This is a genomic window from Tannerella sp. (genome assembly GCF_030528505.1).
In the GTDB taxonomy this organism is placed as follows: domain Bacteria; phylum Bacteroidota; class Bacteroidia; order Bacteroidales; family Tannerellaceae; genus Tannerella.
The window spans coordinates 1-24,124 of the sequence record NZ_JAUMYS010000046.1 but is presented as its reverse complement, the minus strand read 5'-3'; the positions used below and the strand labels follow the sequence as shown (position 1 = coordinate 24,124).

General features: G+C 45.2%; 21 protein-coding genes. 6 read left to right on the top strand and 15 right to left on the bottom strand.

The window, feature by feature from the left end:
• Window positions 1–171: 171 nt before the first annotated feature.
• Both Q4A89_RS08355 and Q4A89_RS08350 read right to left on the bottom strand, forming a co-directional pair.
• Complete coding sequence (locus Q4A89_RS08355) at window positions 172–903, bottom strand: copper homeostasis protein CutC (protein WP_303184858.1); 732 nt, start codon at window positions 901–903, stop codon at window positions 172–174.
• A gap of 16 nt (window positions 904–919) precedes the next feature.
• Window positions 920–2,233 carry a UDP-glucose/GDP-mannose dehydrogenase family protein gene (locus tag Q4A89_RS08350; RefSeq protein WP_303184857.1) on the bottom strand — a complete coding sequence of 438 codons (1,314 nt, stop codon included), beginning with the start codon at window positions 2,231–2,233 and terminating at the stop codon, window positions 920–922.
• Between the two features lie 221 nt (window positions 2,234–2,454).
• Between Q4A89_RS08350 and Q4A89_RS08345 the strand changes: the two genes are divergently transcribed.
• The 6 genes from Q4A89_RS08345 to Q4A89_RS08320 all read left to right on the top strand — a co-directional run bounded on the left by Q4A89_RS08345 (window position 2,455) and on the right by Q4A89_RS08320 (window position 9,393).
• Window positions 2,455–3,693, top strand: a complete 1,239-nt coding sequence (locus Q4A89_RS08345) for an O-antigen ligase (protein ID WP_303184855.1) — start codon at window positions 2,455–2,457, stop codon at window positions 3,691–3,693.
• A 197-nt stretch (window positions 3,694–3,890) separates the two neighbouring features.
• The gene (locus Q4A89_RS08340) at window positions 3,891–4,943 is read left to right on the top strand and encodes an O-antigen ligase domain-containing protein (RefSeq protein WP_303184854.1); all 1,053 of its coding nucleotides are present in this window, start codon (window positions 3,891–3,893) and stop codon (window positions 4,941–4,943) included.
• A gap of 1 nt (window position 4,944) precedes the next feature.
• Window positions 4,945–6,132 (top strand): glycosyltransferase, encoded by a 1,188-nt coding sequence (locus Q4A89_RS08335; RefSeq protein WP_303184852.1) that lies wholly within the window; start codon window positions 4,945–4,947, stop codon window positions 6,130–6,132.
• Entirely contained in the window at window positions 6,122–7,183 is a 1,062-nt protein-coding gene (locus Q4A89_RS08330) for a radical SAM protein (RefSeq protein WP_303184850.1), read from the top strand. Before Q4A89_RS08335 ends, Q4A89_RS08330 begins: the two co-directional genes overlap by 11 nt.
• Window positions 7,180–8,295 (top strand): glycosyltransferase family 4 protein, encoded by a 1,116-nt coding sequence (locus Q4A89_RS08325; RefSeq protein ID WP_303184849.1) that lies wholly within the window; start codon window positions 7,180–7,182, stop codon window positions 8,293–8,295. Before Q4A89_RS08330 ends, Q4A89_RS08325 begins: the two co-directional genes overlap by 4 nt.
• Before the next feature lie 45 nt (window positions 8,296–8,340).
• Complete coding sequence (locus tag Q4A89_RS08320; protein ID WP_303184848.1) at window positions 8,341–9,393, top strand: glycosyltransferase; 1,053 nt, start codon at window positions 8,341–8,343, stop codon at window positions 9,391–9,393.
• On the opposite strand, the gene Q4A89_RS08315 is transcribed toward Q4A89_RS08320, so the two are convergent.
• The 13 genes from Q4A89_RS08315 to Q4A89_RS08255 form a co-directional block, all read right to left on the bottom strand.
• On the bottom strand, window positions 9,390–10,208 hold the full coding sequence (locus Q4A89_RS08315; RefSeq protein ID WP_303184847.1) for a phosphorylcholine transferase LicD: 819 nt from the start codon (window positions 10,206–10,208) through the stop codon (window positions 9,390–9,392). The genes Q4A89_RS08320 and Q4A89_RS08315 overlap by 4 nt on opposite strands.
• Before the next feature lie 10 nt (window positions 10,209–10,218).
• The gene (locus Q4A89_RS08310) at window positions 10,219–11,625 is read right to left on the bottom strand and encodes a lipopolysaccharide biosynthesis protein (protein WP_303184845.1); all 1,407 of its coding nucleotides are present in this window, start codon (window positions 11,623–11,625) and stop codon (window positions 10,219–10,221) included.
• Window positions 11,622–12,449, bottom strand: a complete 828-nt coding sequence (locus Q4A89_RS08305) for a glycerophosphodiester phosphodiesterase family protein (RefSeq protein WP_303184844.1) — start codon at window positions 12,447–12,449, stop codon at window positions 11,622–11,624. Before Q4A89_RS08305 ends, Q4A89_RS08310 begins: the two co-directional genes overlap by 4 nt.
• 11 nt (window positions 12,450–12,460) lie before the next feature.
• A complete protein-coding gene (locus Q4A89_RS08300; RefSeq protein WP_303184843.1) occupies window positions 12,461–14,059 on the bottom strand; it encodes a tyrosine protein kinase in 1,599 nt (532 codons plus the stop codon).
• A gap of 8 nt (window positions 14,060–14,067) precedes the next feature.
• Window positions 14,068–14,874 carry a polysaccharide biosynthesis/export family protein gene (locus Q4A89_RS08295; RefSeq protein WP_303184842.1) on the bottom strand — a complete coding sequence of 269 codons (807 nt, stop codon included), beginning with the start codon at window positions 14,872–14,874 and terminating at the stop codon, window positions 14,068–14,070.
• Between the two features lie 214 nt (window positions 14,875–15,088).
• Complete coding sequence (locus tag Q4A89_RS08290) at window positions 15,089–15,550, bottom strand: ATPase (protein WP_303184840.1); 462 nt, start codon at window positions 15,548–15,550, stop codon at window positions 15,089–15,091.
• Between the two features lie 38 nt (window positions 15,551–15,588).
• Window positions 15,589–17,457: a V-type ATP synthase subunit I gene (locus Q4A89_RS08285; protein WP_303184839.1), complete on the bottom strand. Its 1,869-nt coding sequence runs from the start codon at window positions 17,455–17,457 to the stop codon at window positions 15,589–15,591.
• Complete coding sequence (locus Q4A89_RS08280) at window positions 17,454–18,074, bottom strand: V-type ATP synthase subunit D (RefSeq protein WP_303184838.1); 621 nt, start codon at window positions 18,072–18,074, stop codon at window positions 17,454–17,456. The genes Q4A89_RS08285 and Q4A89_RS08280 overlap by 4 nt, the downstream gene beginning before the upstream one ends.
• Before the next feature lie 31 nt (window positions 18,075–18,105).
• Entirely contained in the window at window positions 18,106–19,431 is a 1,326-nt protein-coding gene (locus Q4A89_RS08275) for a V-type ATP synthase subunit B (protein ID WP_303184837.1), read from the bottom strand.
• 6 nt (window positions 19,432–19,437) lie between these two features.
• Window positions 19,438–21,195: a V-type ATP synthase subunit A gene (locus Q4A89_RS08270; RefSeq protein WP_303184836.1), complete on the bottom strand. Its 1,758-nt coding sequence runs from the start codon at window positions 21,193–21,195 to the stop codon at window positions 19,438–19,440.
• 3 nt (window positions 21,196–21,198) lie between these two features.
• On the bottom strand, window positions 21,199–22,068 hold the full coding sequence (locus Q4A89_RS08265; protein ID WP_303184835.1) for a DUF2764 family protein: 870 nt from the start codon (window positions 22,066–22,068) through the stop codon (window positions 21,199–21,201).
• Entirely contained in the window at window positions 22,068–22,658 is a 591-nt protein-coding gene (locus Q4A89_RS08260) for a hypothetical protein (RefSeq protein WP_303184834.1), read from the bottom strand. The genes Q4A89_RS08265 and Q4A89_RS08260 overlap by 1 nt, the downstream gene beginning before the upstream one ends.
• 494 nt (window positions 22,659–23,152) lie before the next feature.
• A complete protein-coding gene (locus Q4A89_RS08255; protein WP_303184833.1) occupies window positions 23,153–23,890 on the bottom strand; it encodes a DUF6261 family protein in 738 nt (245 codons plus the stop codon).
• Between the last annotated feature and the right edge of the window lie 234 nt (window positions 23,891–24,124).

The window sequence follows — 24,124 nt, the reverse complement described above, 5'->3', positions numbered from 1 at the left end:
GAACGCCGGATACTCAGTTTCCAGAGCAAAAACAGCTGTTTGAATGCCGGATACTCAGTTTCCAGAGCAAAAACAGCTCTACGGGTACTTTCGGGTTGTTGTTATCCCAAATGCCGAATCGGTTTACACAGCCCGGCAAAAGCATACGCACTTTTATACGGACAAACAAAATCAGATATACAACGCTACTTTGCGGCGATCGGTCTGCACCGTTTCAAATTCGGATGTAACAGCGCTACTGCCCATGGGCACCCTTTCTTTACGATAGTCCATGGAGCTGTACACCGTGCTGCGCGCCGAGGTATGAAACTCCGTTGCACCTGTTTCGGCCTCTATTTGGGCAATGTTATGCTCGCGCACCCCACAACCCGGCATGATGATGATACGTCCGGCAGCACGTTGCACCAACTCGCGAATCATCGGAATGCCACTCACCGCATCAGGCTGTTGGCCCGACGTCAGGATACGGTCACATCCCAGCTCAATCAGTTGCTCAAGCGCCACAAACGGATCGCGGCACACGTCGAATGCCCGATGGCACGTGACGGAAAGCGGTTTAGCAGCCTCCATCAGGCACTTCATCAAGGGGACATCGATATCTCCTGTTTTGGTCAGACAGCCGAACACAACTCCGTGTACATTCAGCTGTTTGGCCATCTCAATATCATACAGCATAGCCTGCACCTCGGCCGGCGTATAAAGGAAATCGCCCCCACGCGGTCGAATAATGACGTTGATATCGATTTGCGAAGTCAGCGCTTGCGCCGCCCGTATCTCACCATAGCTCGGAGTCGTTCCACCTTCAGGAATAGCGGCACACAACTCCACGCGACGCGCACCTCCGGCTTCAGCCTCGACACAACTCTGCGCCGAATTCGCGCATATTTCAATGATTCGTCCCATGCTCTTCTACTCGATTTTATCGACCGATGCAGTGGTACGTAAACCCTGCCTCTTCGATTTCATGAATATTGTAAATATTGCGTCCGTCTAAAATCAACGGCGTCTTCATCTGTTGTTTGATTTTAGGCCACGAAGGCAAACGGAACTCTTTCCATTCCGTCACAATCATCAACACATCGGCATCAGTCACTGCCTCATAAATATCTTTCGCATAATGAATCCGGTCACCGATACGGCGTTTAGCTTCCGGGATAGCGACAGGATCGTAAGCCGTCACGCGGCATCCGGCGTTGAGCAACAGATCGATCAGCACAAGCGAAGGTGCCTCACGCATGTCGTCCGTTTCAGGTTTAAACGCCAGTCCCCACATAGCGACATTCCTACCGGCCAAATCGCCCTGATAATGCTGTTCGAGCTTACGAAATAAAATTGTTTTCTGATGTTCATTCACTGCCTCGACGGCCTGCAAGATGCGCATCGGATAATGATGCTCTTCGGCCGTATGGATCAAAGCCTTTACATCTTTGGGGAAACACGAACCGCCATAACCGCAGCCGGCATAAAGAAAACTGCTACCGATCCGCGTATCGGCACCGATCCCTTTACGAACCATATTTACATCGGCACCAATGATTTCACAGAGGTTGGCGATATCGTTCATAAAACTGATGCGTGTGGCCAACATCGCATTGGCCGCGTATTTCGTCATTTCGGCCGACGGTACATCCATGTAGATGATGCGGAAGTTGTTCAACATAAAAGGATGATAGAGCTTTTCCATCAGCTTTTTTGCCCGGTCCGACTCTATCCCCACAACGATACGGTCGGGGTGCATAAAATCCTTAACAGCAGCGCCCTCTTTCAGGAATTCCGGATTGGAAGCGATATCGAAGTCGATCGAAACGCCGCGCTTGGCCTGTTCGTCGATAATCGTTTGCTTGATCTTTTGTGCCGTTCCGACAGGTACGGTACTTTTCGTTACGACCAGCAGGTATTTCGTCATGGTCTGTCCGATGGTTCGCGCCACATCCAGCACGTGTTTCAAGTCGGCGCTGCCATCTTCGTCGGGCGGGGTACCGACAGCGCTGAACACAATTTCGACCTCATCGAGCACCTCCCTCAGTTCAGTTGTAAAATGTAAACGTCCTACTTCGTGGTTACGGACGACCAGCTCCTCCAGCCCGGGCTCATAGATCGGGACGACTCCGTTCTTCAGGTTCTCAATCTTATGACAATCAATATCCACACAATAGACCTCCATGCCCATCTCCGCAAAACAGGTGCCGGTCACCAGGCCGACGTATCCCGTACCAACGATTGCAATCTTCATGCTTTTTTCATTTTTTGTAAACGGGCGTAAAAGTAGTGCTTTTTTTCAGGATTGCCCCTTTTTCCATGCTGTTTTCTCAGTATTTAGAAAAAAACATCGTATTTTTGCGACCCAATGAAAGGATCGGCATGGAGGTTGAACGTATTATACGAAATATTACGCATCATTATTTTTTCTACCTGTTTGCGTTTACGTTGTTTTTCGGAGTGTCACTGTATCATATGGCAGAATTGAGATTCACGGACGAGCTTTCAGGAGTGCTGCTGCTGATTGCATACGTCATTTTCCTTTACAGGACAAAGAATCGGAATTTCCATCCTGCGGTATTGATTATCCCGGCCGTATTTATGCTTGATGCAGGCTATTCTTTTTATCTCTCGCACAACACAAGTCAAGCGATTCTGCTCGATTTCCTGATACAACTAAGACCTTACGCTACTTTTTTCATCGTTTCGCAATTGGCCCCGTCCCTCTCAGACGTGCAGAAACAACAAATGGCACGGTTATGCCTGCTGCTCTGGCTGCTCTTTCTCCCTATCGGAGCCTACGGATTGTATCTGCCCGATATTTACCGGTCTGTCATGAATCGACCGGAGAATTTTGTGGCAGTGGTCTCCTCTCTCTCGCTCGTTTATCTGTATTGCAGCGACTTTTCGACAATAGCACGGCGGACGTTCCTGGTCATGCTCTCAGCCTCCATGCTGGCCTCGCCCCGATTCATCGGTCTTTTCCTCCTGATATGCGGTATCGTTCTCTACTTCAACCACCGCAGCATTTTGAACTCTTGGATAAGGACGGGAATTGCGACAGGGGTTGTCGTATGGATCGCGACATACATCTTCTACATACAGATCGCAAGCTACCTTTCACCGTCAGACGCACAGGGAGGCAGTCTCTCGGCTTTGGACCCACAAGCCATCTTATACCAAGCAGCACTGAAGGTATGGCGAGACTTCCCCCTATTCGGAAGCGGATTGGCAAGCTTTGCGACGTATGCTTCCGGGTTGTATTATTCCCCCCTCTATGCCGAATACGGCGTTCATACCGTTTCGGGACTGGCTCCGCACGCATGGCACTCCGTTTGTGACACATATTACCCTTCGCTGGTACAGTTTGGCGTTACGGGCATCGTCCTATTCCTGCTTTTCTGGACATTTATCGTCTGCCTCTCTTTATGGAAATACAAACGGCACGGAGATATTCAGCTATTTGTCACGGTGCTGATCACGGCCTGCATCTTATTCATCGGAAACATTTCGGACTCATTATTCACCAGCCATAAAGGATACTTTATGATGATGTTTCTCGGTCTCTTGGCAGGCAATCTGAGGCAGAATAAATGCCTCACAAAAACAACACAGGCACCCTCGGACGAACTTCTCTCCGAAGAGCCTCTTTGGGAAGAGCGTATAGAAACGGAAACGGCATCATCCGTAAAATATCCCAACCAAACAACATAGTAAATTACCGTATGCAGCAAGACTTTATAAATAAGAACTTCTTTAGACTAACGATGTTCACGCTCGTCTTAGGCGTGATCTTCTACGATCTTTTCAATATGGCAGGATTCAGCTATATTGATGAGATATGCGCACTTCTTTTATTTATTTTGTTCGGAATAAATGTTCTCCGCTCCAAGGATTGGGCATTTGATAAAATGTTCCTTCTCATCTTAGGGATATTTCTGTTCTATCTGGTCTACTCGTTATATATTGGCTCCAATAGTCCTCGAGCCATTCTGATGGATTTCGTCATACAGATCAAGCCTTATCTGGCCTTCTTCTGTGTTTACTCGATGAGGCCTGTACTGAATGCGAATCAGAAAAAGATTATACGGCAGTTGGCTCTTTTATTCAGTCTTTATCTCCTACTGATAGGGATCGGCGATCTGTTTATCAAAGACTTTATGCGATTGTTTCTATCACACGAGTCTCGGTATGCGACTGCGGCCTCTGTTCTATCGTTATGTTATGTTTATTTCAGTAATTATACTTCAAGAGACAAACTGATTTTTATTCTTCTCTTATCCGTCGGTTTATTTTCCGGACGTTCCAAGCTCTTCGGTTTCTTAGCACTATGTACGCTTATGATGCTTTACATCAATAAGTCGTTTGAAATGAAGTTCAATGCGAAGAACACCATCTTCCTACTTTTTGCCATCGTAGCAACCGCTATCGTAGCCAAAGACAAGATCGAGCTTTATTTCATTACCGGAGGTTTTGGAGGCGGAAGAGGGGTAGAAGATTTATACGCCCGCATGGCCCTTTACTATTTCTCATTACGAATCTTCAGAGACTATATACCATTCGGTTCAGGCTTTGCTTCTTACGGGACATATGCTTCAGGGGAATATTACTCGCCGATCTATACGAAGTATAATATGGAACGTATGCATGGTCTGACAGAAGCCAGTCCGAGCTTTATCGCCGACACCTATTATCCGGCATTAGCACAATTCGGCATTGTCGGATTGTTTCTTTTTTTTCTGTTTTGGTATTACTTAACTCATAAAGCGATTGTCTCCTTTCGTAAAGGATGTCAGAAAGAAGCGGTCATGGCAATCATCATTATCGCATTCTTTTTAATTGAATCGATTTCGGATGCGACTTTGACCCACAACAGAGGTTTTTTTATGATGATGTTGTTGGGACTGATCTTTTCAGACATCAAGTATAAGTTGAACATGTCGGACCCTGAAAAAATAAAATAATATGGCACGGATACTTTTAGTGAATAAATTCTACTATTTCAGGGGAGGAGACTGCACGGCCGTACTGACTACAGAAGGGTTATTAAAGAAACACGGGCATGAAGTAGCCGTATTCAGCATGCGTTATGCCGAAAATCTGCCGACATCGTGGGAAGAGTATTTTCCTGAAGAAGTGAGTTTCTCTACGGCAGGCATTGTCAATAAATTAAAAGCCGTCAAGCGCGTCTTTTCAGATACCGAAGTCGTCAAAAAATTCAATCGGCTCCTCTCTGACTTCCAACCCGATGTCGTACATCTGCACAATATTCATTCATACTTATCTCCCGTAATTGCGCAGATAGCTCATCGGAGAGGCATTCGTGTGATCTGGACGATGCACGATTATAAATTAATTTGTCCTACTTATCTATGCTTACGAGATAACAAGCCCTGCGAACTTTGTTTCAAAAACAAAACCCACGTCTTTAGGCTGCGCTGTATGAAGAACAGTCGTGTAGCCAGTCTGTTGGCATGGATGGAAGCCGTACATTGGAATCGCACCAAGCTGGAACACATCACAGATCGTTTTATCAGTCCGAGCTCTTTTTTAAAGGAAAAAATGGTTTCGGCAGGTTATCGGGACACTCAAATAGAAGTCTTGCACAATTTCATGTATAAGCAAGTACGTCCCTGTTACGAAAAAAAAGACTACTATTGCTACGCCGGCCGCCTCTCAACGGAAAAAGGAGTCAGCACCCTGCTTGAAGCGGCAAAAGATCTACCCTATCCGTTAAAAGTGATCGGGGGAGGGCCATTATTAGAAGATCTCCGTAGAACATATGCCTCGGATCATATCGAATTTTTAGGGTATCTGCCACAAGACGAGCTACTCCCCATCATACAGCAGGCACGCTTCTCAGTCATTCCATCACTTTGTTACGAGAATAACCCGTATGGCGCAATCGAATCGCTTTGCTTGGGGACGCCTGTTTTAGGGACAGCAATAGGCGGCATACCCGAACTGATTGATGTCGGAATAAACGGATATTTATTTGCCCCCGGCGACACCAAAGAACTGCATGCCAAGATTATCGATTGCTTTGGGCATTTCACTGTAAATTATTCCTTTGAAAAAATAGCGATTGACGCACAAAATAAATTTTCTTCCGAAACGTTTTATGTAAAACTAATGAAAATTTATGGCTACTAAGATACATCCCCCCACAGACATGTGCATTATCACGACCTATCGTTGTCCGATGCGTTGTAAAATGTGCGACATTTGGAACAATCCGACAGAAGCAAAAAAAGAGATTCAACCGGAAGAATTAGAGATTCTGCCCCATGTAAAATTTGTAAATATCACTGGAGGCGAACCGTTTGTCAGACAAGATCTCGAAGCGATTGTCAAAGTCTTATTCACAAAGTCGCCGCGAGTTGTTATCTCAACATCCGGCTGGTTTGAAGATCGAATCATCGATCTGGCTAAAAAGTATCCTCATATCGGAATCCGGATCAGCATTGAAGGTCTATCTCAGAAAAATGACGAATTGCGTGGAAAATCCGGAGGATTTGACCGCGGTCTTCGTACCTTACTTTTATTAAAAGAAATGGGAGTGAAGGACATCGGATTCGGCTGCACGGTCAGCAACAACAATTCGGCCGATATGCTTTCTCTCTACCGCTTGTCCAAGAGTTTGGGTATGGAATTTGCTACGGCTGCGTTTCACAACTCCTACTATTTTCATAAATACGACAACCAGATCACGAATAAGGAAAAAGTAATCGCTGATTTCGAAGAGCTAATTGCTATGCAATTAAAAGAAAATCATCCGAAATCGTGGGCGCGTGCCTTTTTCAACAACGGGTTGATAAACTATATTGAAGGAAACCGAAGAATGTTGCCTTGCGAAGCAGGCTTAGTCAACTTCTTTGTAGACCCGTACGGCGAAGTGTATCCATGTAACGGCTTGGAAAAACGATATTGGATGGAAAGCATGGGAAATATCCGGCAAGCTTCTTCCTTCAAAGAGATATGGGAAAGCGAGCAAGCAGAGAGAGTAAGAGCTCAGGTACGCAGTTGTCCGAAAAACTGTTGGATGGTTGGGACAGCGTCCCCTGTGATGAAAAAGTATATTCGTCATCCGCTTAAATGGATGCTGAAGAATAAAGTACGGAGTCTTCTTAACCAACCTCTTTGCTTGGAACGTAAATGGTATGATGTGGGACAAGACCCAACACAAGGCGATCTGAGATCATGAAGATTGTTGTCACCGGGCTGAGAGGATTTCCCCGCATACAGGGAGGAGTCGAGACCCATTGCGAAGAGTTATGTCCCCGGTTGGTCAAATTGGGATGTGACATGACGGTTACCAGACGGAAGCCTTTCGTTAGAGAGGCTTCTCCCCTTACCGTTTATGAAGGTGTAAAATTCAAAAATCTGAATACACCTAAAAAACAAGGGCTGGAAGCTGCTGTTCATACGTTCAGAAGCGTCTGGTATGCCTTTCGGGCCAAAGCCGATATCATCCATTTTCAGGCGATTGGGCCCTCGATTGCCATTCCTTTTGCCAAACTGCTCGGGATCAAGGTAGTTGCAACCCACCATGGCCCCGATTATGATCGCAGGAAATGGGGACGATTGGCTAAGTTCGTTTTACGGTTTGGGGAGTTCTGTGTAGCCCGATGGGCCGATGAAGTAATCGTCATTTCGACGGTCATTCAAAACCTACTCAAAACGAAGTATCATAGGAAGGATACTCACCTGATATACAACGGGGTAAATCCACCGACCACTCCCGTCGATGAAACCGATTACATTCATCAATTGGGTTTAAAGCCGAAAAAATACCTTTTAGCTGTCGGACGTTTTGTGGAAGAAAAAAATTTTGACAAACTCATTCTAGCCTATGCAAAAACGACCTATGCCAAGGATTATCAGTTGGTGATTGCGGGAGATGCCGATCACGAAAACCATTATTCAAAGTCCCTGAAGGCTATCGCTAAAAAACATGATGTTATTCTGACAGGTATGATTAAAGGCGCTCCTTTACAACAATTGTATGCGCATGCCGCACTATTTGTACTTCCATCATCGCACGAAGGACTGCCTTTTACGCTATTAGAGGCGATGAGTTATCAGACCCCTGTGTTAGTCAGCGATATACCCGCCAATAAGGCTGTCGACCTCCCTGCCGATTGCTACTTCCATTATAGTAAGCATTGCGTCCCTTCACTAAGCGAAGCCATTGAAAAGAAATTAGGCAACCCGGTCTTTCACACCTATGATCTAAGCCCTTACAATTGGGAGCATATTGCCCGGCAAACGTTTGAGGTTTATGTAAAGATCATGGGGAATCAGTCCTCAATGTAGAACCAATCCGCTTAAAGACGAATATAAACAAATAAATAAACGGCCATGAATACCCCTGCTGTAAGCATTATCGTTCCAGTCTATAAAACAGAACAATACTTAGACCGATGTATCCAATCACTCTTGGGACAAACGTTAGAAAACATTGAAATTATTCTCGTTGATGACGGTTCACCTGATTGCTCTCCGTCAATGTGTGACGAGTATGCCCGGAGAGATAAACGTATTAAAGTGATCCACAAACAAAATGAAGGACTTGGCTTCGCACGAAACAGCGGAATCGATATTGCTCAAGGGGAATATCTTGCATTTGTCGATTCGGATGACTATGTGGATATTTCGATGTTCGAGGCTTTATACACAAAAGCGAAAAAGCAATCATCTGATATTTGTTTCTGTGGATATAAACGGGTTAAGAGCAATGGGATGATTAAAGATATAGTCCATCCGCTCCTGCAAACAAAGAGCCTGGCTTCATCGGAAGAAATAACGGACTTCTTATTACTTACATTGGGAGCTCCCACCTCTACGCTTCGATATGAAAGCTTCCCGAACTCCTCTTGGACTTCGATTTATTCTTCGGCCGTACTTAGAGAAAAAAAACTTCGATTCTATTCCGAACGTCAATATATTTCTGAAGACGTCATTTTCAATATCGACTTTTTATTGGTTTGCAAACGTATTAGCTTCGTACCTCGAGCATTATATTTCTATTGTGAGAACAACAACTCATTAACAACCACTTATCGAAAAGATCGTTTTGAGCATTTTAAAGTTTTTTATCAAGCAGCCTTAAACAAGATAAACGTATTAGCAGAAGACCATTATCAAAGGGGAGAGATCGGATTAAACAACAACTTACTTTCCTGCGCCCGAGTATTTTGTAAGCAAATCGTAGCTCAGTCTCATTTACCCCGAAAAGAGATGTATATAGAATTCGCCAAAATAGCCAATGATCCTTTAATCAGATATGCTTTAAAGAAGAATTTCGGACTAACATTTAATCAAAAGATATTCAATATCTTATTAAAGACAAGATCGACTCGATTCATTTATTTATCGACGAAATTACACTTAAAAAAATTAAGCAAAGCCTAAACCGTTGCTGAAGAGGGAGGCTCTTCTGCATCAAACGAGATAGATATAATATGAGGTTCTATGGCATCTATTTTAGGAAGAATCTCATATGCTCCATATTGCGCCCTCAAAACGGCATCTGAATTCATCGGGCAAGAAAACAACTCTTGTTCAAAAAGAAGTTTCTGAGAATCAGCATACCACTCACGTTTAAATTGAGTATAGAAAAAGAACCCCAAAGGATAACCAAGGCTCTCTTTATCCCACAAATAAGAAAAGCAAGCAAAGACAGGGAAAAAAATTCGATACAACAAAAAATAAATGAGATGAACGGTAATCCGTTTTATTTTCACAGCCGGAGACCACTTGGCAACGGACATCAACAAATTCTGCAAATGACTTGATAACCAAATAAAAAAAGGCTGAGCAGGTTCCAAATAAAAAATATCTATATATATGCCTCTATACCGATAATAAGATTCATGTGTACCTCCTTTTTCTTGTATAAAAGAGTTCTTCCTGCGCAATTTAGCATAGGATGATACATAATACGGATCCGTCTGATGACATTGGAGTACATAGTCATCAGAAGGTTCATGACGTAATACGTTTAATAGGCGTCGAAAATCTTTTTTCATCAAGATGATATCCAGATCATCATCCCACGGAATAAAGCCCTGATGCCTCACGGCTCCTAACAAGGTTCCTCCCGATAAATAATAGGGAATATCATGCTTCCGACATAGCCCATCGACATATTTCAGCATCTCCAGCATTTTAAGTTGATGCTTCCTAAGCTGCGTGCCTTCGGCATTTATCTTTGAAATGTCCGTCATACCCTTTCTTTCATTTAGTACGCCCATAAATCTTGCGATACAGTGTGTACAGAAAATCTCTTTGATAGATCACTCCCAAACAGAAAAAGAAAATAATCCCCAAGATGTTGGTCATCATTTCTCCCTGATAATAAATATATCCCGAAACGAACAACGCAACGGAAAAGACAACAAGAAATACATAATTGAGGCGTATACGCACCATACTTCGTATCCAGAAAAGCCGCATGATTACATTCACCAAATAACTAAGAATTAACGACAGGATAGCACCGCTAGTCCCCCATCGGGAAATAAATAAAGGCATACATATCATATTTACAATGGCTGCCGTAACAGTCGAATACATAATCACATCCGTTTTTTTCAGCGCGGCATAGATTTGTCCCATAAAACTACTTACCACTGCAATGCCAGCCGAAAGGATCGCCAACGGGATAATAAAAAAAGCCTCAGCATATTGGGTATCGACCATATATGGAAATACAATATGAGAAAAATGGATCAAGCAAAGGGTTCCGATACACAAAAAAGAAATCAGCAGGTTAATCGCTTTGCTGTAGAAAATGCCCAAAGAAATGCGGTCATCATTTCCTCTTTCGAAAGAAACTTCCTGCCATGCCATATTAAAACACATGGAAACCAGATTAATGACAAGCGCAAATTTGATCGCAATCGAGTAAATTCCATTTTGCTCTAATCCCAATAACCTTGAAATCATCACATTCCCATAGCCAGTAAGAAACCAGAAAGCCAAAGAATTAAGACATAACGGTAACGAAAATTTATACAGACGGAGTAACAATTTCCGGTCATAGAGAGAAAATGTAAGTTTTCGAAGTACGGGCACGTAACACTCTATCACGCTAATCTGAGAAAGCAGTCCCACGATCGAGGCGACATACAAAATTTCTATGTTCGCATGAAAATATTTTAACCCTATGAAATTAATCGCCGCAGTAATCAATGTAGCTATAATACCCGACCCGGCAAATAAGAGATTCTTCTTAAATGCACGAGCCATATATCCATATAGGTTATTGAAAACCACACAGACACCATAACCATAGATATACATAAAATACGGAATATCATTAACAAGCCATACCCCCCAAGAAATTAAGGTGTATAGGACTAACGATACCATGAAAATCAAAAAGCCGTTAAAGATGGGTCTATAGGCTGTTTCCGTTTCCTTCTGATCGTAGATAAAACGCATAATACCCACATAGATATCGAGAAATAAAAACGAAATAACCAAATTGAGATATGTATTCGCTACATCATAATATCCATATTCATTAGGAGTAAGGTATTCGGTAAAGATGGGTAGCATCACAAAACCAATGAGTTTTGTCAACACATTACCTAGGAAATAAAGACTTGATGATTTGAAGAAATCTCTTAACAAACTCATTCCGTAGTTTTGTAGTACAACATATTTCTCATTCGGATTCCCATCCATAGTTCAGGATCATCCGTAATAATACCGTCCACAATAGAATATAAACAGGCCGGAATGGTTTTCTGCGAGTTCAATGTATATGTGATAATCTTCTTCCTCTTTTGATGTATCTTACGAACCATTTCAGCATCAAACGAATTGTAGTCGATCAAAATGGTCGAAATAAATTTGTTTTCCAGCAAATCATCCAACTGCTCTTTCCTGTTCAAGAGATATTGGCAGGTAATAGCCGAATCGACCTCATGAATCGCTTTAAGACAGTTGTAACCGAATGAAATAACTACCACATGCTTATACAAGTCCTTTTCTCGGATCATCTCGGCCAGTTTGAAGGGCAACTTTGGATTCTCATAGTCTTTTACATCCAGAATCAAAGGAATTCTCTTATCAACGCTATCGAGAACGGCTTCGAGTGTCGGGATTTTTTCTATTGAAAAAGAACGACCTACGTCTTTCAGAGAGTGCTGTCGAATCTCATCCAAAGTCATCTCTCTGATCTTGCCCGAACCATTGGTCAAACGGTCGATTGATTCATCATGAAAAACAACTAATGCTCCATCTTTCGACATTTGGATATCTATTTCTATCGCATCAACTCCGGCTTCAATCGAGCCGTCAATTGCTTTCAGGCTATTCGGGGGGCCATACGGGCCTCCCGCATGAGAAATCACAGCAATATGCGCCATCGATTCCTCGATATCGACATACGTCGTATGACAGCTATTCAGAAGAAAAGCAGCAAATAAAAGCCCTACGAGCCCACTTCTTTGCTTCATTGCTCACCCCATCATTTATCCCTCTTGTCTCCACGCTGATATTCTTCCTTTATGGAAGCATATATATCGCGGCACTCTATCCAAACTACGGGGATGATCAAGGTCAAAACCAGCATCGCAATCGCAGCATACAATTTGCGAGGGCCCACCGATTTCTGCAACATATACGCTTTATCAACTATCCGAGCACGGTCGGTTTGTTGCCCAATAGTCAGCTCTATCTCCTCCCGCTTTTGCAAAAGAATTAAATATACACCCTGAAGAATTTCCTGTTGACGCTTAAAATCTACATATTCCCGCTCCAGCAAAGGTATACTGCGCATTTTGTCAAGCAGTTGCTTCTCTTTGCCCTTTAAGTCCTGTAAAACGATCTGATAGCCTTTTTTCGAATTGTCGATCATTTGATACACGCCTTCACGCAGTTTATCCACCTGATCGCTCACGCTTCGAAAAGCAGGGTTCTTTTCATTCGAATTCTTCAACAGACGATTACGTTCCACGATGGCTTCATTATATACGGCTATGGCCCCTCCTTTTTCACCATCGGCAGACAGCAGTGAAGGAATCACATTATACTTATTATTCGGATTTTTGATATAATCGTCCATCATCTTTATAACTTGCGATTCAGCCTCCACTTCAATGATCTTCACCTGTAGCTCCCTCATCTGTTCGGCATAAAACATCACATCAGACTCCAGAAGCGTCATTCTGTTTTTCGTCTTATACCCTTCGATATTAGCTTCGACTTGTTGCAATTCGGCCATGATATTATGAATCCGACCGTCGATAAACGTCAGAAGCTTCATATTTTCCGTTTGCTTGAATGATCTGGCATCTTTATTGTATTCATGAATCAAGGTACTCAACATGTCTTTTCCACGTTCTTTTTCATGATCCTGACAGGTAATTTCAATAATGTTCGAAGTCTTCGAATAATCTTCCACAAGGAATCCGTCGATCATCTCTTCAGCCAACCAACTGGGAGGCACACAACGTATTTTCAGACTGAAAGATTGTTCTTTTTCTTTTGCATCCTTAAAATCGAGTACGAACTTATTCTTTCCGAGGGTTATTTCTGCCGGGAGCGATGTAAATGTAAACTTCCGGCTATCCGTGTTACTCGCAGCTTTTACTTTAATCTTAGCGGGCTTAACCGATACGGAAAAAAGATATTCATCGTCCAGAGCGGCCAGTGTTGCCGAGTCGGGGGTAAGTACAAGCGGTGCGTCACCGTACATCTTATAAAAAGAATACGGTTTCGTATATTCCACATATAACCCCATATCGAGAATCATCTTACAAAAGAGCTGATTAGACGAGAGGATCGACATTTCATCATCAATGCTGATACTCCCGGCCGATCCCCCACCGATACCGAACGATTTCATCAATCCGGCCGCTTCGCCCATAGCCAGATTCGCCCCGCCCAGAGATTGATCCTCCTGTATTTGAATGCGCGTCTTAAATTCATACGTACGCGGATAAAAGACCAAATACAGGATCGCAGGGATAAAAGAAAGAAGAAAGACAATCAGGAATAATTTCCAATGACGGAGGTAACGTACAATGATGCCTTTCAGTCCGATTACTTCATCGTTATTTTCCATAAATTCGTTTATTTTCTAAGAGCAACTATAATAGTGGTAATAACCGACACGGCGGTAAGTATGGTAGAAAACATCGTCAACGTATATTGCTGTGCCGAACTAAAATTGGCATTCCGTTTCTTTGCCTTATTCGGCTCTACGTAAACAACATCATTCTGTTGCAGGTAGAAATAAGGTGAGGCAAAAATATTCGGATCGGTAATATCCAGACGTATAATCTCTTTTTCACCGTTATTATCCCGTATCAGAAGGATATTCTCACGTTGAGCGTTAATCGTTAAATCGCCTGCCATGGCAATCAAGTCTAAAATCGATACCCGATTATTCTTGATCGTATAGACATTGGTCCGGCTGACTTCTCCCATAATAGCCACCTTGAAATTAACGATCTGTACATTGACAAGCACTTCCGGAAGACTTTCTCGGATCATTTCCTGCAATTTTTCGTTTGCTTCGTAAAGCGTCAGACCAGCCAGACGGACACGCCCTAACTCCGGAAAAACGATATATCCTTCTTTATCGACCAAATACGTATAGACGTTTTGTACAGTCGACGTATTCACTTGTTGTTCTCCCTGTGTATAATAACTGTATGCGGGAGGATTATAGGGAGCAGCAACCGTGGGATCTTTTGACGACACATTAATAGTTAGTAAGTCATCCGCACAGATTTTCGGATTGTACGTCTGCGTCATCAACTCCCGCTGCTTAGCTGTCAACTCATCTATTCCCTGAAAATATGCGACATTTCGAGGCGTACCACATGCCCCCAGCATCATTATCAGGCTCAAAATCGATAAAAGTTTATAATTCATAGCTGTTCTTCTTAACAAAGGCGCAAAGATACAACATAAAGTTCATTCATAAGATGTTTTTGACGCTTTATTGATTCGTTTTCTTTTTGTATTAGAACTCATATAGAGCTATAAAAGATTTGTCCAAGTCAGGAGAAAACACCGAACTTGGACAAATACCCCTTTCCGATTCGGGAAAGCCCATAACACTTTCCCTCTCTCATGTATTTATTGATTATACAACTGCCGCTGGGAAAGTAAACGAGATCAAGATCGATACAACTAATGCCAAGATAGCATATAATTCCGGGAATACGGCCATAACCATCGTTGCGGCAAACACATTGTGTCCCGCACCTGTGGCGGCGATACCGCTAGCACATACCTGTCCCTGGCGGATGGCCGAGAAAAGTCCGGCAAAACCCATAATGAGTCCGGCACCAAACACTCCGGCAGCAGCAACCCACGGCATGGAAGGTATCAAAAAGGACTGCATCATCATATATGCGACGAATCCGTACAATCCCTGCGAACTGGGCAAAGCACTCAACGCAATATACGTACCCATTTTTTCAGGTGCTTTCTTCATCGCTCCGACAACCGCATTGCCACAAATCGTCAATCCATATGCACTGCCGATTCCACTTAAACCGACCATCAGTGCAACTCCCACATAAGCTAATAAAACTGGTCCCATAATTCTAATTTTTTTTAATGATTTTATTTTTTTATAATTTATAATTTCTTAAATGGAGTATAAGCATTACCCCCTCCTTCAAATTCCGAGTTTTTGTAATATTCGACGTAAATCAGACGCATCGGATGTACCAACGAGCTGATCAAACTCAGTCCAATGTTCAGTGCGTGGCCGAACAACAAGATCAGCAACATAGGTAGCCAGCGGATATAGATGGACATGCTGCTCGTCATATCAATTGCCATCATATTAAATACTCCGCCCAGCAAAGAGCCAGTCAGCCCGATCGCATACAGACGAATATACGATAAGGTATCCCCCAACAAACCGGAGGCTGTATTATACGTCGTCCACAATCCCGATCCAAAATTCAGCAAAATATTTTTGCCCGGCGAGTTATAGAAAAATACGATAAATGCTCCTGCACCGGCAATACCATACAATATATAAACTATAATTTTCGGTAATTGAACATTCATCATCGGCAATCCGACCACACAAGCCAACGCCAAAATCAAAAAGACCCATGCGAACCCAGAGAGGCTATACTTAAATCCACGCTGCACTTTAACCTTCAGAGCAGCAATAAATTTCCCATACAAGACATGGAAAAAACCGATAATAATCGATAGCGTCATAATATTTTCGCTCGACAGGAAATATTTCCTTATAGATACAAGTGCATCGATCTGTCCCAAATTGACACCGAAGAATGTACCTGACAATGTTCCGATAACCAACGTTGCGAGGCCGAAATACTGCATGAGTGAAAGAATCGGCTTCATCCTCTCTTTAGCTCTGAATTTCATCAGCGTACCAAATATGATCAACAATAGTCCGTATCCTCCGTCTCCAAAACAAATGCCGAAAAAGAGCATAAAGAAAGGAGCGAAAAACGGAGTCGAATCAAACTCTTTCGAATTAGGTAACGAATACAGTTTGGTGATCGGCTCGAAGAGTCGATTGAAACGGTTATTCTTCAACTCTACCGGAATATTATCTTCATCCTGTATTTCCAATTTCCGGAAATAGTAGCCATTCCTATCCAACTCGTTCTCAAGCCTCTGTTCCTGAGCGGTCGGTATCCAGCCTTCGAGTAGCATCAGCCGGTCGTCGGCTTCACGGTTCGTCTGTACCTTGGCATTGTCCCATGCATATTCGTTGGACAGCAAACGGTCGTACGCCTGCAGTGTTTTGTAGTCGTTAATAGCAATTTGGAGTATCTCCTCATTCAGCTCCGCTTTTTTCTTTCGCTGCTCCTGAAGTTCCTCGCGCAAAGTCTTCAACCCTTTTTCAGGCATCTTCACCCGTTCGGCATCGATCTCCAACACGGTTCCGACAGGCGTAATCGTCACGAAATACGCGGCCGACTGCGCCACATTGATCGGTATCGCGTTATAAGCCTCCGCCCAAGCGGTATCGTAACGTGACGCCGGACACGAGAAAAACGTCACTTCGTAACCTGCACCACGCAGCCGGTCAAGGCTGGCATAGTCAAACTCGCCCCAGACCGACATCGCAGCGATATCCTTTTCCAGAACCTGCTCGACAGCCTGTTCTTTTTCGATCAGGTTACGCAGCGTTTCAATACGTTCGAGCAAGGCTCGCCCCTCCTCCATCGTAAGCGGCCGTTCCGGTGCGATATTCAGCTCCGGTTTCACCTTGCTTTTCGCGTTCTTGGCCTCATCTTTGAGCTTCGCGAGCCGGTCTTCCTGCACACGCGTCAGATAGCGCAGTTCGTTCTGCAAGCGTTTCCGTTCGGCCAGCAACTGCTGCAAGCCTTCATCGTCTTTCTCCGAACGAGTTTCCTGAATATGCACCACGCCCATTTCACGAAGTCGCTCGAGAAATACATCGTATTCTTTATGATACACCATAAAGGCGTATTTGCTCATTTTTACGATCATGCTTCGACCTCCTCTTCTTTTTTCGCGTTCCGCTTTTCCTGATTGTTACGCATAATTTTCTGCGATGATTTGGAAAGACTTTCCTCGTCTTCCATAAACCGTTTGATCTTCCGGATGGCATCCTTATATCCGGGGATCTGTACCTTTTCAAACAAATTCAGTTTCTGTGTCGTCTTACGCCGGGCACGTTCGAGCATACTCAGTTTAAGATTCGTAAACTCTACTTCGATGCCGGTCGTAGCCAGCGTTTTCAACAGTTCGATCCCATCAGCAAACCACGACGGCATGTTAAACAAGCTGTACCGCGCCGTCTCGAATTCGATCTCATCCAACACAGGTACCAACACACCGGCGATTTTTCTGGAAGAAAGCTTGACGTCCTTCACCGAAATCAGCTCCGGTCTGAACTCGTTCCAAAGCGCCATCATGAAGTCGTACGTGCGGATTTCCTTTTCCAAACGGTCTTCCAGCGCCGCGACTTCATCTTTCGTTCGCTTCACTTCCATACGCAACGCACTTTCCTTACTTTTTATGGTAGGGAGTGCGCGTTCACGCATCTTCAGCTGTTTATCGAGCGCATGAAGCGAAGTCTTGTTATATTGAAATTTAATCGCCATATCGTTTTCCGTTCATCTCCTGTGCGAAGCCTCAATGAGCATCGCTCCAATACTTATCTACCAGCTCCTGTTTGATGTTGACTTCCGTCTGTTTGAAGTGCTTGGCAAACAGTGTCCATGCCACATCCAACATTTCCGTCGTATCGAGATTCACGTCGATGGCCAGCAATCTCTCCGAATAGTCCTTGGCGAAAGCCAACGCGCGTTCGTCGTAATCGGTCAGATCGAATCCGTTCTCCATCTTCGTTTTGGCGTCGGCGGCATCGGCATAGAGACGTACGGCGGCATTCATCACCTGCGGATGATCTTCGCGTGTCTTCTTACCGGTCACAAGCTGTTTCAGACGCGACAGTGAACGGAACGGATCGACGATGACCTTACCCACATCGCTGTCACGACGCAGATAAAGCTGTCCTTCGGTGATGTATCCGGTGTTGTCGGGCACAGCGTGCGTAATATCGCCCCCCGAAAGGGTCGTTACGGCAATGATCGTAATGGATCCTCCTTCGGGAAACTGCACCGCCTTTTCGTAAATTTTCGCCAGGTCGGAGTAGAGCGATCCCGGCATGGAGTCTTTCGACGGAATCTGGTCCATACGGTTCGATACGATGGAAAGCGCATCGGCATAGTTCGTCATGTCGGTCAGCAAAACCAACACTTTTTCATTCTTTTCGACCGCGAAATATTCGGCCGCCGTCAGTGCCATATCAGGCACCAGAATGCGTTCTACCGAAGGATCTTCCGTCGTATTGATGAAGCTGACGATACGGTCGAGCGCTCCGGCATTGCTAAACGTATTCTTAAAGAACAAGTAATCGTCGTTTGTCATCCCCATGCCTCCCAGCACAATTTTATCGGACTGGGCACGCAAGGCAACCATCGCCATCACCTGATTGAAGGGCTGGTCGGGGTCGGCAAAGAACGGTATCTTCTGCCCGGTTACGAGCGTATTGTTCAGGTCGATACCCGCAATACCGGTAGCAATCAACTCTGAAGGTTGCTTGCGTCGAACGGGATTCACCGAAGGACCGCCAATCTCGACTTCACGTCCTTCGGGTACAGGGCCGCCGTCTACCGGATCTCCGTATGCGTTGAAAAAGCGTCCGGCCAACTGGTCACCCACTTTCAGCGAAGGAGCTTTACCCATAAATACGACTTCGGCATTCGTCCGGATGCCTTCGGTTCCGGAAAACACCTGCAAGGTCACTTCGTCACCAACGATTTTTACGACCTGTGCTAATTTTCCGTCGACCGTAGCCAGTTCGTCATACCCTACGCCTGTAGCTTTCAGGGAGCAGGTAGCTTTGGTTATCTGTGTGATTTTCGTAAATATCTTTTGAAATGCTTTTGTTGCCATAATGGATTATTTTTTATTTTTTTCATCGACCAATGCCTCTATCTGCCTGTCGTATTCGAAGAACTTATCGCTCTTATATTCCGAATAGTTCATCTGCTTAAAGAGGTTAATCATCCGTTTGAAATATTCGGAAACGTGCAGAAAGTCTTCAAAAGCGAAGTCGGTGCGACAGATATTGATGACTCTTTTCAACATATATTCCTGCCGTTCGAGCGGACATACGGAGTCTATCGCATCGAAAGCATCCTGTTGCAGGATGACGAAGTCGATCAGCTCCGATTTCCAGAAAGTCACGTGATAATCGACCGGAACCCCGTCATCACCGAGAATATCGATCTGTTCCGAGATTTCTTTTCCACGCAACATACGCGTTTTTACTTCATTGACCATGCCGATCCAGTCGTCCGAAATATGCTTCGAGATATATTCGTCAAACTCGGGATATTCGAGATATTTCGAATAACTGTCGATCGGGTTAACGGCCGGGTAACGTTTACGGTCGGCACGCGCCTGCTCGAGAGCATAAAAGCAACGGGCTACTTTCTTCGTATTTTCCGTCACCGGCTCTTTCAGGTTACCTCCGGCGGGCGATACGGTTCCGATAAAGGTTACGGAGCCGGTTTGGTTATTATTCAGCACCACCATTCCGGCGCGTGCGTAGAAGTTGGCCACGATGGCCGACAAGTCCATCGGGAAAGCATCGGGTCCGGGAAGTTCTTCCAAGCGGTTCGACATCTCACGCAGCGCCTGCGCCCATCGCGACGTAGAGTCTGCCATAAGCAACACTTTCAGTCCCATGCAACGGTAATATTCGGCAATCGTCATAGCCGTATAAACGGAGGCTTCACGTGCGGCGACAGGCATGTTCGAGGTGTTCGCGATAATAATTGTACGTTCCATCAACTTGCGCCCCGTATGGGGATCGATCAGTTCCGGGAATTCGACAAAGATTTCGACTACTTCGTTGGCACGTTCGCCACAGGCTGCAATAATCACAATATCGGCTTCGGCCTGCTTCGATATGGCATGCTGCAACACGGTTTTTCCCGTACCGAACGGGCCGGGGATAAAGCCCGTACCGCCTTCGACGATCGGATTCACCGTATCGATGATACGCACGCCGGTCTCAAGCAGCTTATAGGGGCGCGGCTTTTCTTTATAACAAACGATCGGCTTCTTCACCGGCCATTTCTGTATCATCGTGATATCATGATCTTGACCGGCTTCGTCAGTCACAACCGCAATCGTATGCGTTACCGGATATTGTCCTTCGGCAACTACGGATTTCACTTTATATTTTCCTTCGAAGGTGAACGGCACCATGATACGGTGCGGCTGCGAGTTTTCATCTACTTCGCCGAGCCACGAACCGGCCTCTACCATATCGCCGGCTTGCGCAAGGGGTTTAAAATCCCAAAGCCGCTCATCATTCAGCGGATACGTGTATTCGCCTCGTTTGAGGAACACCCCGGTCATCTTGTCGAGGTCGTTCTGCAATCCGTCATAGTTGCGCGAGAGCATACCGGGCCCCAGCGTTACCTCGAGCATGTGCCCCATAAACTCGGCCTCATCGCCGACCTTCATACCGCGCGTGCTTTCAAACACCTGCACATACGCATTTTTTCCGATTACCTTAATTACCTCGGACATCAGTCTCACACCTCCGACGGTGATATAACAGATCTCATTCTGGGAAACAGCCCCTTCAACTTCGACAGTCACCAGGTTCGATACGATTCCCCTTACAATACCTTTCGTAGTCATATCTTATTTTGTATTATTTCTTTTAAATTCCTCCAGCACTCCCGCGCTTTCTTGTTTCATGGCCCCCACCATCCTGCGGAAAGTCTGCTCGCCAGACACTTTATCGAGTGCTGTCCAGCGTTCGATCATCTCAATCCGTAGCAGGTAAGCAAAGACGCTCTCGAAATCGAACGTCTTAAAAAATGTATGTTCTTCGAGCCAATTCCATTTCAAGAGATCGATCTTTTTTTCACGCATAAGCAAATCCGTCTCTTCAGCTATACGAAGCAACTCCGGGAGATAGTCGAGTGTCTCACTTAACCCGAAGTCGCGAGCATTGGAGGTGCGCAATGCTTCGGCTACTTCATTTTCGCCAACTAAGAACCGTTTCCTGTCCAGATCGTATTTACGGCAGTTAAGCGCAGCCAAGATATTGCCGATATTCAGGTTCAACTCGAACCATTGTGCCATAAAATCGTTTTTCACCTCCATCGCATACTGGTAATAACGTGCCGAAAGCCTGTCTTCCCACGGGACTTCGGACGTTTCGCCTTTTTCCATCGCCACCAGGTATTCTTTCATAAATTCCCGGATATATGCAGGAACGGCAGTATGCCGCGGAGGCGCTTCATCTTCTCTCAAAGCCTGATAAAGCTGCTCAATGGCTTCGTAGGGGATATTTCCCCGTTCGTCCCACGGTATTTCTTTCTTTTGAAGAAACGACAAAACGTTCCGGTTATCGTATTGGAGAAAAAAATAAGCGAACCGTTTTTGGTCGCCTGCCGACAGCATCGGCATTACTTCGTGCTTGAAATCGGCCACCGTATACGTGCGCTTTCCATCATCGAGCGCGATATCGGGCAGCCCGGCGATTAAGTAGTAATATTTGCTCATCAGAACAGGATGTCAATGAGTTGAGGGCGCAAAAACTCCTTGAAATAGGCGATAAATTCCTCTTCTCCAAAACTGATCTTATACGAACCATCGGCCGGAGCGATGGAGAAGGAAGCCTTCCGTCCGTTCACTTCTTCGATGGTGACCCCTTTATTCAGCAGATCGACGGCGTTGGCTTGGAAGTACGAAGTCAGTGCCTGCGCATCGGATGTCTGAATCGAGATAGCCCCGTTTTTAGCCCATTCCCGCGCAATATCGAGCATCATTTTCTTCATAAACTCGGCATCGGACGATGCGGCTTTCACGTTATCGGCAACCACTTTACCGGTAATCAGATTCGTGACTTCACTTTTTAAAGCTTCCACAGCCTGCGACGCGAACATTTTCAGTTCCGATTCTGTGTTTTTCTTCCATTCGGCCGCCTCTTTCCGGGCTTGGGCTACGATCTCTTCCGCCTCTTTGCGGGCATTGCGCAACATGTTCTGTTCTTCTGCCTTCGCTTCCGCAATGATACGGCCGGCCTCTTCGTTCCCTTTTTCCACGCCTTCCCGATAAATTTTGTCGGTCAGTTCCTGAATTTTAGCATCCATATCTGTGTATTGTAATTCATTAATTTGATTGTTCTTTACGTTCGAGGCACAAAAATAACATTTTCTTTTAATTCCTTGATACTTTACGGGAGCGAAAACAGAAAAAATACATTCCGGGCATATTTCGTCTTCCCGAAAGCAGAGCTGTATGGTCGGGGGGGGTATTGCCTTCCGGGCGTTTAGTTGTTGAATTGTTGAATTGTTGAGGTGTTGAGGTGTTGAAATGTTGGCTGAATACTGAATACTGACCGCTAATAAGAATTACGAATTACGAACTGAATGCTGTTGGCTGACCGCTGACTGATAACTCAATAATTAAACAACTCAACGAATCAACACCCGAAAGACTGAACGCTGAACGCTTCAAAAGCCCTGAAAGGGCGAACTAAGAGGCCGGATCGAAAATTGATATTTCAATCCGGCCTCCATGCGTTCATTCACCTTCCATACGGAGCGGGCACTCCCCCGCCCCGTCGCTTGCGGTCGTTTTTTTCTTACGGCTGCTCGTCTTTCTTCGTGCCGGCGCGGCGCGCGAGCAGGTCGGCATAGCGTTTGCGTATGACGTTGATGGCCGTCAGCAGCTCGTCCCACGCCGCATCGTCGGGATAGGCGTTGGCCATGGTGACGATGTAGTTACAGAGCGTCGTATAGTCGGCCACGAGCGTACGACGCATCGCTTTGATATCTGCCACGGGTTGCTCGGCGTTGGCTGCCCGACGGTCGGCCGCTGCCGCGCGGTAATCGTCGTTCGTGGCGCGTACGGCATCGACTTCGGACTGCATGCCGAGCGTCGAGATGGCCGCGGCATACGGTTCCTTCGTCAGGTCGTTCAGGAAGTTGTCCGTGGCTCCCGTCTGCTTCTTCACATTGAGCCGGGGCAGGCTGCGGTGGTGTGCCCAAAGCGCGTTGAGCGCATCGAAGGCTTTCCGTTCGGCCTCTTTTTCGGAATATTCATAGTATTGCAGCTTACGCCCGAAGCGGCTCACGGCCACATCGCGCAAGCGGTCTTTTTCGTTCAGCACCTCTGTGTACGGGTCTTTTTGCGGATTACGGGTAACGACTTCGAACGGGTCGATCCCGTCTTTCACGTTATACAGATACCGTTTCAGCGGCGCATCGGTTCCCAGCAGCACGGCTGCTTTCTTCTCGGTGTCGGACACCGTTTCACGTAACATCGGAATCAATTCCATCTGTTGCAAGCGGGCAACGTTGTAAACATGCAGTGTTTTCATTTCGTCTCCTTTTTTTAAAATTTTACATCATAATAGTTCATTGATCGCTATTCGGGCATAAATATACGATAATCATTTTGAATAATGGACCTGTTTATGTGTTTTTTTCAAGAAAAAATTACATCCGAAATATTTTTCTTCGTCTTCTACCTTTACTATATCTCCGGATACTCAGTTTCCAAGGCAAAAACAGCTGTTTGAATGCCGGATACTCAGTTTCCAGGACAAAAACAG

Excerpts from the sequence above, each read along its gene's own strand:
- Q4A89_RS08340 (WP_303184854.1), top strand. The coding sequence starts at position 3,891 with ATGTTCCTTCTCATCTTAGGGATATTTCTGTTCTATCTGGTCTACTCG.
- Q4A89_RS08275 (WP_303184837.1), bottom strand. The coding sequence starts at position 19,431 with ATGGCAACAAAAGCATTTCAAAAGATATTTACGAAAATCACACAGATA.
- Q4A89_RS08320 (WP_303184848.1), top strand. The coding sequence starts at position 8,341 with ATGAATACCCCTGCTGTAAGCATTATCGTTCCAGTCTATAAAACAGAA.
- Q4A89_RS08300 (WP_303184843.1), bottom strand. The coding sequence starts at position 14,059 with ATGGAAAATAACGATGAAGTAATCGGACTGAAAGGCATCATTGTACGT.
- Q4A89_RS08255 (WP_303184833.1), bottom strand. The coding sequence starts at position 23,890 with ATGAAAACACTGCATGTTTACAACGTTGCCCGCTTGCAACAGATGGAA.
- Q4A89_RS08350 (WP_303184857.1), bottom strand. The coding sequence starts at position 2,233 with ATGAAGATTGCAATCGTTGGTACGGGATACGTCGGCCTGGTGACCGGC.
- Q4A89_RS08305 (WP_303184844.1), bottom strand. The coding sequence starts at position 12,449 with ATGAAGCAAAGAAGTGGGCTCGTAGGGCTTTTATTTGCTGCTTTTCTT.
- Q4A89_RS08325 (WP_303184849.1), top strand. The coding sequence starts at position 7,180 with ATGAAGATTGTTGTCACCGGGCTGAGAGGATTTCCCCGCATACAGGGA.
- Q4A89_RS08280 (WP_303184838.1), bottom strand. The coding sequence starts at position 18,074 with ATGGCGATTAAATTTCAATATAACAAGACTTCGCTTCATGCGCTCGAT.
- Q4A89_RS08260 (WP_303184834.1), bottom strand. The coding sequence starts at position 22,658 with ATGGATGCTAAAATTCAGGAACTGACCGACAAAATTTATCGGGAAGGC.
- Q4A89_RS08290 (WP_303184840.1), bottom strand. The coding sequence starts at position 15,550 with ATGGGACCAGTTTTATTAGCTTATGTGGGAGTTGCACTGATGGTCGGT.
- Q4A89_RS08330 (WP_303184850.1), top strand. The coding sequence starts at position 6,122 with ATGGCTACTAAGATACATCCCCCCACAGACATGTGCATTATCACGACC.
- Q4A89_RS08310 (WP_303184845.1), bottom strand. The coding sequence starts at position 11,625 with ATGAGTTTGTTAAGAGATTTCTTCAAATCATCAAGTCTTTATTTCCTA.
- Q4A89_RS08355 (WP_303184858.1), bottom strand. The coding sequence starts at position 903 with ATGGGACGAATCATTGAAATATGCGCGAATTCGGCGCAGAGTTGTGTC.
- Q4A89_RS08285 (WP_303184839.1), bottom strand. The coding sequence starts at position 17,457 with ATGATCGTAAAAATGAGCAAATACGCCTTTATGGTGTATCATAAAGAA.
- Q4A89_RS08315 (WP_303184847.1), bottom strand. The coding sequence starts at position 10,208 with ATGACGGACATTTCAAAGATAAATGCCGAAGGCACGCAGCTTAGGAAG.
- Q4A89_RS08345 (WP_303184855.1), top strand. The coding sequence starts at position 2,455 with ATGGCAGAATTGAGATTCACGGACGAGCTTTCAGGAGTGCTGCTGCTG.
- Q4A89_RS08335 (WP_303184852.1), top strand. The coding sequence starts at position 4,945 with ATGGCACGGATACTTTTAGTGAATAAATTCTACTATTTCAGGGGAGGA.
- Q4A89_RS08270 (WP_303184836.1), bottom strand. The coding sequence starts at position 21,195 with ATGACTACGAAAGGTATTGTAAGGGGAATCGTATCGAACCTGGTGACT.
- Q4A89_RS08295 (WP_303184842.1), bottom strand. The coding sequence starts at position 14,874 with ATGAATTATAAACTTTTATCGATTTTGAGCCTGATAATGATGCTGGGG.
- Q4A89_RS08265 (WP_303184835.1), bottom strand. The coding sequence starts at position 22,068 with ATGAGCAAATATTACTACTTAATCGCCGGGCTGCCCGATATCGCGCTC.